We start from the raw sequence: 7998 nt of genomic DNA on the forward strand, positions 1-7998 counted from the left end.
CATGACCACCCCGCATCCCACCGTGCCCGACGACGTCGCCACGCGCCCCGCCGTGGCCTCGCCCGGCGCGCTCGACATCGCCATCGCCGCGTTCGCCAAGCTGGCGCCGGCGACGCAGTGGAAGAACCCCGTGATGTTCGTCGTGTACCTCGGCAGCATCCTCACCACCGTGCTTGGCATACAGGCCTTGCGTGGACACGCCGACGCTCCCGCCGGCTTCGTCTTCGCCATCGCCGCATGGCTGTGGTTCACCGTGCTGTTCGCCAACGCCGCCGAGGCGCTGGCCGAAGGGCGTGGCAAGGCCCAGGCCGAAGCGCTGCGTGCGGCGAAGAAACGCGTGCATGCCCGTGTGCTGCGCGAACCGCGCTACGACAGCACCTGGCACATCGTGCCCAGCGATGAGATCGTGGCCGGCACCTATGTGCTGGTCGAAGCCGGCGACACCATTCCCGCCGATGGCGAAGTGGTGGAAGGCGTGGCCTCGGTCGACGAATCCGCCATCACCGGCGAGTCCGCGCCCGTGGTCCGCGAATCCGGTGGCGACTTCTCCTCGGTGACCGGTGGCACGCGCGTGCTGTCGGACTGGATCATCGTGCGCGTCACGGCCAATCCGGGCGAAGCCTTCCTCGATCGCATGATCGCCATGGTGGAAGGCGCCCGTCGCGGCAAGACGCCGAACGAGGTCGCACTCACCATCCTGCTCGTGGCGCTCACCGCGATCTTTCTCGCGGTCTGCGCGAGCCTGCTGCCGTTCTCGTCGCTGAGCGTGCTGCTGAGCGGTCATGGCCAGGTCGTCGGCCTTACCGTGCTCGTGGCCCTGCTGGTCTGTCTGATCCCGACCACCATCGGCGCCCTGCTCTCGGCCATCGGCATCGCGGGCATGAGCCGCATGCTGAAAAACAACGTCATCGCCATCTCGGGTCGCGCCATCGAGGCGGCCGGCGACGTAGACGTGCTGCTGCTGGACAAGACCGGCACCATCACCCTCGGCAACCGCCAGGCGCATGCCTTCCTGCCCGCCGTGGGCGTGGACGAAGCCACGCTCGCCGATGCCGCGCAGTACGCATCGCTGGCCGACGAAACCCCGGAAGGCCGTTCCATTGTCATCCTCGCCAAGCAGCGCTTCGACCTGCGCGGTCGCGAACTCAACGGCGGCGTGGCCATGCCGTTCAGCGCCCGCACGCGCATGAGCGGCGTGGATCTCGGTGAACGGATCATCCGCAAGGGCGCCGCCTCGGCCATCCGCGCCCATGTGGAAGCCCTCGGCGGCGCCTTCCCCGTGGATGTCGAGCGCACCGTGGAATCCGTGGCCCGTCGTGGCGCGACGCCGCTGGTGGTATCCGACGGGCGCCAGGTGCTCGGTGTCGTGGAACTGAAGGACATCGTCAAGGACGGCATCAAGGAGCAGTTCGCCCGCCTGCGTCGCATGGGCATCGCCACGGTGATGATCACCGGCGACAACCGCCTCACCGCCGCCGCCATCGCCGCCGAAGCAGGCGTGGACGACTTCCTCGCCGAAGCTACCCCGGAAGACAAGCTTGCCCTGATTCGTCGCTACCAGGGCGAGGGACGCCTGGTGGCGATGACCGGCGACGGCACCAACGACGCCCCCGCGCTCGCCCAGGCCGACGTGGCCGTGGCGATGAACACCGGCACGCAGGCGGCCAAGGAAGCCGGCAACATGGTCGACCTGGACTCCAACCCGACCAAGCTGCTGCGCGTGGTCGAGGTGGGCAAGCAGATGATCATGACGCGCGGCGCGCTCACCACCTTCAGCGTGGCGAACGACCTGGCCAAGTACTTCGCCATCGTGCCGGCCGCCTTCGTCGCCACCTACCCGTCGCTGGATGCGCTGAACGTGATGCGCCTGCACTCGCCAGCCTCGGCGATCCTCTCGGCGGTGATCTTCAACGCCCTGATCATCGTGGCGCTGATCCCGCTGGCCTTGCGCGGCGTGCGCTACCGGCCGGCACCCGCCCAGAGCCTGCTGGTACGCAACCTGCTGATCTATGGCGTGGGCGGGCTCATCGCCCCGTTCATCGGCATCAAGCTCATCGACCTGCTGCTCACGCCCCTGATGTGAGGACGCTCACGCTCCTGTCGATACCTGCGCCTGCCCAGGCGCAGGTATCATCGCCGGCCAGTCCCGTCCACGCGTGGCCCCCGATGATCCAGCGCCCCGATCCGGCGCGGCGGCGCCCCTTCCGCTTTCGCGTCCTGCCCTACGCCCTGGCCGCCTGCGCGGTCAGCACGGGCATCGCCGCGCTGCTGCTGCGGGTGTTCGACCTGTCCAACGTGGTGATGCTGTTCCTGCTCACCGTGGTGCTGGTGGCCCTGCGCTGGGGGCGCGCGGCCGGTGCCATCGCGGCGCTGGCCAGTGTGGCGAGCTTCGACTTCTTCTTCGTGCCGCCGGTGTGGTCCTTCCACGTCTCCGACACCCAGTACCTTTTCACCTTCGTGCTGATGCTGGTCGTCGCGCTGGTCACCGGCCAGCTCGCCGCCCGTCTGCGCGAGGAGGCGGTGACTGCCACGGCCGGTGAGCGCCGGGCCAGCGCCCTCGCCGCCGTGGCCAGCGACCTGGCCGGCGCGATCCGCGATGAAGACATCGCGAGAGTTTGCGTCACGCGTATCGGCCCCTTGCTGGGCGGCACGGTCACCCTGTTGCTACCCGGTGACGACGAACGCATCGGCACGCGTGCCGGCGGCGACGCGGCCATCGCGCAATGGGTGCTGGAACAGGGCCGCGCCGCCGGGCGGGACACCGACACCCTGCCCGCCAACGACGCCACCTACCTGCCCCTGGTCACGCCGTTGCGCACGCGTGGCGTGCTGGTGCTACACCGCGCCGATCCCACACCACTGGATACCGATCGCATCGCCCTGCTCGATGCCTGCCGCGCACTGGTCGCCCTTGCGCTGGAACGCGTGCATTTTGTCGAGGTCGCTCATGACACCATGCTGCGCATGGAAGGCGAAAAACTGCGCAACGCCCTGCTCGCTGCGGTATCCCACGACCTGCGGACACCACTGACCGCCATCCGCGGCATGGCCGGTACGCTGCCCGAAGACGAGGTCGCGCGCGCCATCGCCGCGCAGGCCGACCGCATGCAGCGCCAGGTCGGCAACCTGCTCGACACGGCGCGACTGCAAGGCGAAGGCGTGCGGCTGGACCGCCAATGGCACGCGCTCGACGAAGTGCTCGGCGCCGCGCTGTCCGCCGTGCCGATGGGCCGCCGCCAGATCCTGATCGAACTCGCCCCCACCCTGCCGCTGGTGGAACTCGACGCCGGCCTGTTCGAACGCGTGCTGGCGAACCTGCTGGACAACGCCGCCAAGTACACCCCGGACGACACCACCGTGTGGATCCGCGCCGACCGCATCGGCGCCATGCTGCACGTATGGGTGGAAGACGATGGCCCGGGGTTCCCGGAAGGCATCAACGCGGGCGGCCTGTTCGCCGATTTCACCCGGGGAATCACCGAGTCGACGGTACCCGGCGTCGGGCTGGGCCTCGCGCTCTGCCGACGTATCGTGGAGGCGCACGGCGGCACTATCGTCGCCTCGCGACGCGCGCCGCGCGGCGCACGCTTCGAAATCCGTCTCGCCGCGGGCGATCCCCCCACGATCGACCTTGAGGACCTCGCATGACCCGTCCACGCATCCTTGTCATCGAGGACGAGAGCGACATCCGTCGTTTCCTGCGCCTCGCGCTGGAGCGCGAAGACATGCAGGTGTACGAATCCGAGGACGCGTTCAGGGGTCGCATCGACGCGGCCAGTCGTCAGCCCGACCTCATCGTGCTCGACCTCGGCCTGCCCGATGATGACGGCAAGGCCGTGATCCGCGATGTACGCGGCTGGTCGTCCGCACCCATCATCGTGCTGTCCGCACGCGACAGTGAAACCGAAAAGGTAGCCGCGCTGGAAGCCGGCGCCGACGATTACCTGGTAAAGCCCTTCGGCGTACCGGAGCTAGTCGCCCGTGTACGTGCGCAGCTGCGCCGTGCAAGCCTTGCTGGCGACAAGGGCAACACGGGTTCGCGCATCCGTTTCGGCGAGATCGGCGTGGACCTCGCCACGCATGAGGTGCTCCGCCGCGGCGAGACCGTACACCTCACGCCCATCGAGTTCCGCCTGCTCGCCGCGCTGGTGCGCGGACAAGGCAAAGTACTCACGCACAAGCAGCTGCTGCTCGATGTCTGGGGGCCGGGTTATGCGAATCGTCCGCACTACGTCCGCGTCTACATGGCCAACCTGCGACAGAAGCTGGAAGACGAACCGGCACGACCCAAGCATCTGATGACCGAGCTCCAGGTGGGCTATCGCCTCGCTGGCATCGATTGACCTGCACAAAAAAAAGGGTGCCGGATCACCGGCACCCTCAAAGCGTAAACCGACGTCCCAACTCAGAACGTCACGCGAATCCCCGCATTACCGGACCACCCACGCATACCGTAGCTACCCACGTAATGCTGGTAGTTGCCCTCACCATAAAGTTGCACATGGGGCGTGAGCTGGCTGGTCAAACCTGCGGCCACACGCACCGCATTACCCGTGCGTCCCGTGGCGAACTGGTTGCTCACGTTCCAAGCCTCGCTGGTCAGGTCCGGCGTAGACGTGCCGTTCACCGTATGAGTGAGGTCCACGCGCACATACGGCGCAAGCTTCGGATTGATGAAGCGGCTTAGCAACGCGCCAACCGTGGCACTGGTCTGCGTACCCGAGCCCAGCTTCACGTCCAGCCCGTCCGCATCCGCGAAATCGCGGAACGACACGTTCTGGCGCAGCAACTGGAATCGCGGCTCTACGGTCCACTCGCCACCCACGGCGAAAGGCATGCCGGTTTCCACGGACATGACCCAGCTCGATGCATGCACCCGGGCCATGTCCTTGCCCAGGTCGTCGGTACCCACGTCGCCAACGAAGCGACGACCGGTCACCACGCCGTCCACCCACCAGCCGCTGCCGTGCTGCCAGGTCAGCCAGCCGCTGAAGCCGTTGGCGGTGAGCTTGCTCGAACTATGGCCATCCACGGCACGCGGCGTCAGGCGCGTCGTGCCATGGTCGAAGGCCCAGCCTGCACGCAGCAGGCTATTGTCGCCCACCACGTTTAGGATGCTCGCACCGACCTGGAACGCATTGTTCTGCTGGTCGAAGTCGTAGCCATAGTTCGTGAACGAGCGATTGGCCGCATAGCGCGATTGCCCACCGATGTAACGGGCGAATACCTCGCCACCCAACGGATCGCTGGCCGTACCGCTGCGGATATCACCCAGGCGCTGGCGCAGGCCGCCAAACTGGTCGTTGTAGTTAAACAGGCTGAGACCCAGCGTCAGGTACGCAGGCACCTGCGAGGCCACCTGTTCGCGTTCTTCCGGCGGATTCACGGGCGGAACGACCGGTGGAACCACGGGCGGCTCGGGATCTACCGGCGGCTCGGGATCCGTCGGGCCGCAGCCATCCTTCGTGCAGCTGACGGTATGCACGCGATAGTCCCAGAACGAGGCGGGATTACCCGGCAGCACGCTCTGCGAGGGATCGCTCTCCCCGGGCGCAAAGGCGGTCAGGCCGAGCTTGAAGCCACCGTAGTTGTCCGAACCACGGCCCAGGGCGAACGCATCGCTTCGCGAAGTGCCCCCCCACCTGCACCAGCGAGATACCTTCGTTGGCGTCCGGACGATCGTTACCGTTGGTGTCCGTGTTCGCCCCAGCGCCCGACGCGGCGATGTTGATGTACGTGGTGCCTGTCGTGGTCACGTTCCCCTGAACCAGCAGGCGATCCGTGGCTTGCGCCGAAAGCGGGCCGCCTTCGTTCATCACCGTATTGAGCGTGACGGAACCACCCGTACCGGCGAAATCGCCACGCACAAGCAGGTTGGAATGATCCTCGCCACGCGCGGCGAAATTGATGGCACCGCCATTGAGCGTCAGGCTGCTTACGTCCGAGTCACCGGTAACGTTCCACGTTGTCGCGGTATCCGCCACGGTCGCAGCGATATCGCCAGTCATGACGCCCTGCATCGTCGATCCGTTGCGTAGCGCCATCGTTGCCGAAGAACCGGTCGCCACCTTCAGGTCGCCCAGGACATGGCTCGCATCGACATCGATCGTAGCCTGCGCGCCCAGCCCCAGTTCGAACGCGGTACCGTTGCCGCCACTGACGCTCGCGCCGTTGCGTAGCGAGATGGTAGCCGTGCTGGTGGAGGATGCATTCCTGCGCTGCACCAGGACGCCGCTTCCCGTCACTCCGGTGAGGGTCGCGTTGTCGAGGATGAGCGTGCGCCCTCCATCCGGGACACCGGGAACCGTCAGCGTCATGATCTGCGCGCCGTTCGCTTGCCCCGTCACGACGCTGCCGTCGCGAAACGTCGCCGTCCCACTGAACAAGCCGATGCCCATGCCATTGGCTGCTGTCCCGGTCACTTGGGATCCGGCAACGTCCAGCACGGAATTCGCTGACAGCGACGCGCCATACGCTGCACCCTCGATGGTGCTGTTATTGATCGTGGCGAGCGAGGCCTCTCCTGCTCCCACGCCGGAGCCCGTGCCGGCCAGGACGACGCCGCGACTACCGCTGGCCGTCGCCGACACCGTCGCGTCGCGAATATCCACCCGGCTGCCATTGCTGGCCTGGATACCGAATTGTCCCGTAGGGGCGAGCACCGAACTCGCATACAGGTTGATATAGGCATGCGTGGCGTCGACGCTACCAATGCGCGAGCCATTGACGACATTCAAGGTACCGTCGACCTGGACGGTCCAGTTCTCCGGTAGCGTTTGTCCGTCGATGGTACGACTGCCGCCCGCTGGGACGTCTCCGGCCAGGGCCATGTCGCCATAGGCGATGCCGCTAGCGGCGAGCGTGGCGAGCATGATTCCTTTCATATTCGGCAACGAATGATTAAGCATGATGAAATTCCTCCGGTGTGGCACCCATGACCACGCGTCTGCGTCCTTGCACGTCGACCCGGCCCGCAGCGTGAGCGCGAACGAGGCATTGATATCGATGATGTGGAATTTCAGCACATTCCGGCGTAGGTGCCTATGCGGCCTAGTCCTAAAAATGGAAAAAATCCATTCATTGGCAAAATCAATCTGTTCCAAATCGCTCGTGCAGGCAAGTGCGTCCGGAAACGGACGGCCTTCATTCAATATCGGACACCAGCACTTACAACCAATGGACGATATTCGTAGGAAAAGCACTGGGCGTAACGTGTGGAGACGGAAGCCCACCAAGGAGTGATTCGAAATGGATACGTTGACGGATCGTAAAAAGACACGCAATGCGGTGAGCAACAAGAAGCGCGGCAAGACCCGGCATACCGTTGCCTGGAGCCCCGACACTTATGACTCCACGTTCAACAAGCCCCTTCCCCCCGGTCCAGGTGAGCCTGCGCCCCAGTCAGGCATTTTCGACCTCAATCTGAATGTTCCCGTGATCGTGACGGACGTGGGAGCCCGACAAACCATTCCCGTCAGCCTCCTCGATGACCCCATCGAAGTGACGACCGCGTTGTGGGTTGAGGCAATGGGTGGCGATGGCGCAGGTATCGGCGATACCTACCTACTCCGGCTTGAGTGGGAGCCGATCGATGCCAGGGGGCATGTCAAGGCGCGGCAGTCGAAGACTGTCGATCGAATTCTCATTGAAAGTGAAGGCGACCTGGTTGATCCGATCGTCATGCATATTCCCCCGGAAGAACTCGAGGACTGATCTTGCCCCTGATTTACGGACACCTATCTAAGCGACATTGGCCAGCTCGTACTGCTCTGGGCTGAGGTAGCCCAGGGTCGAGTGCAGCCGGATCCGATTGTAGTCAACCTCAATGTAGTCAAACACATGAGCCTTGGCCTGCTCCCGTGTGGCGAGGTGTTCACCATGGATGGCCTCGACCTTCAGACTGTGGTTCCAACTCTCCATTGCTGCGTTGTCGTAGCAGTTGCCTCTGGCACTCATGCTGGCGATCAAAGCGTATTGCTCCAACAGGGCGCGGTGCTC

At 65.3% G+C, this 7998-nt stretch carries 7 protein-coding genes; 4 read left to right on the forward strand and 3 right to left on the reverse strand.

Annotated elements, in window-relative coordinates:
- Position 1 precedes the first annotated feature (1 nt).
- The 3 genes from kdpB to GAK28_RS09245 all read left to right on the forward strand — a co-directional run bounded on the left by kdpB (position 2) and on the right by GAK28_RS09245 (position 4343).
- Positions 2-2083, forward strand: coding sequence for a potassium-transporting ATPase subunit KdpB (kdpB, locus tag GAK28_RS09235; RefSeq protein ID WP_291777521.1), 2082 nt, complete (start codon positions 2-4; stop codon positions 2081-2083).
- An 83-nt stretch (positions 2084-2166) separates the two neighbouring features.
- Positions 2167-3648, forward strand: a complete 1482-nt coding sequence (locus tag GAK28_RS09240) for a DUF4118 domain-containing protein (protein WP_291777524.1) — start codon at positions 2167-2169, stop codon at positions 3646-3648.
- Complete coding sequence (locus tag GAK28_RS09245) at positions 3645-4343, forward strand: response regulator (protein ID WP_291777527.1); 699 nt, start codon at positions 3645-3647, stop codon at positions 4341-4343. Before GAK28_RS09240 ends, GAK28_RS09245 begins: the two co-directional genes overlap by 4 nt.
- Positions 4344-4405: 62 nt before the next feature.
- Here GAK28_RS09245 and GAK28_RS09250 read toward each other — a convergent pair whose 3' ends face one another.
- Both GAK28_RS09250 and GAK28_RS09255 read right to left on the reverse strand, forming a co-directional pair.
- Positions 4406-5524 (reverse strand): autotransporter outer membrane beta-barrel domain-containing protein, encoded by a 1119-nt coding sequence (locus GAK28_RS09250; protein WP_291777531.1) that lies wholly within the window; start codon positions 5522-5524, stop codon positions 4406-4408.
- On the reverse strand, positions 5511-7151 hold the full coding sequence (locus GAK28_RS09255) for a hypothetical protein (RefSeq protein ID WP_291777535.1): 1641 nt from the start codon (positions 7149-7151) through the stop codon (positions 5511-5513). The genes GAK28_RS09250 and GAK28_RS09255 overlap by 14 nt, the downstream gene beginning before the upstream one ends.
- Before the next feature lie 97 nt (positions 7152-7248).
- Here GAK28_RS09255 and GAK28_RS09260 point away from each other — a divergent pair, with 97 nt between their 5' ends.
- Positions 7249-7713: a hypothetical protein gene (locus GAK28_RS09260; RefSeq protein ID WP_291777537.1), complete on the forward strand. Its 465-nt coding sequence runs from the start codon at positions 7249-7251 to the stop codon at positions 7711-7713.
- 27 nt (positions 7714-7740) lie between these two features.
- Here GAK28_RS09260 and GAK28_RS09265 read toward each other — a convergent pair.
- Positions 7741-7998: IS3 family transposase (locus GAK28_RS09265; protein WP_291776025.1), on the reverse strand; the 258-nt coding region annotated here is incomplete at its 5' end.

Origin of the sequence: Luteibacter sp., assembly GCF_009912395.1 — a bacterium.
GTDB lineage: Bacteria > Pseudomonadota > Gammaproteobacteria > Xanthomonadales > Rhodanobacteraceae > Luteibacter.

Coding starts and splice junctions, on each gene's coding strand:
- kdpB (WP_291777521.1), top strand. CDS start 2: ATGACCACCCCGCATCCCACCGTGCCCGACGACGTCGCCACGCGCCCC.
- GAK28_RS09240 (WP_291777524.1), top strand. CDS start 2,167: ATGATCCAGCGCCCCGATCCGGCGCGGCGGCGCCCCTTCCGCTTTCGC.
- GAK28_RS09245 (WP_291777527.1), top strand. CDS start 3,645: ATGACCCGTCCACGCATCCTTGTCATCGAGGACGAGAGCGACATCCGT.
- GAK28_RS09260 (WP_291777537.1), top strand. CDS start 7,249: ATGGATACGTTGACGGATCGTAAAAAGACACGCAATGCGGTGAGCAAC.